Below are 499 nucleotides of genomic sequence, written 5' to 3'. Positions count from 1 at the left end.
GATCATGACATCAATACGCTTTACTTTGAGCTTTTTCAAGTTCTGGGCGTCTTTGTATACTTTGTCTAGTTTTATTTTTTCGCTAAGTCTATGTTTATAATAGTTCTCGTGCACATGTACGGCACCCACATTAAGTCCTTTAAGTTGACTGGAGCTAGTTAAAGGGCTTTGGTCGAGAGGGCTAAACATATAATAAGCGAAGGCACCTAGTGGAAAGCTTGCAATGATATTCTCATTTCCTAGCTTTTCTTGCATCACTTGCGTGAAAGAATAAATGTAGTCTGTATGGCCTTGCTCAAATGATACCAGGGCTCGTTTATAAGGCGTATATGATTGAATGATTTTGAAAGGCATATCTGAAATAGCTTCGTTCAGAATGCCTTGATAGATGCCAGACTGGTCTTCCTCAATTAGGCTAGTGATATGAGGCGCTGCTATCGCTATAGTTTGTGCGTCTGGTGATTTTGCGTGAACTAGACTACTAAAAATGCAAAGCAAT

The 499-nt window shown here is 39.5% G+C and carries 1 protein-coding gene; it reads right to left on the bottom strand.

Going from position 1 to position 499, the window contains the following annotated elements; all coding sequences use genetic code 11:
- On the bottom strand, positions 1-499 hold a 499-nt coding region (locus A3761_RS27100; protein WP_197472864.1), incomplete at both ends, for a hypothetical protein.

The sequence above is a fragment of the Oleiphilus sp. HI0123 genome, from assembly GCF_001635315.1.
This window is presented reverse-complemented; position numbering and strand designations above follow the sequence as displayed.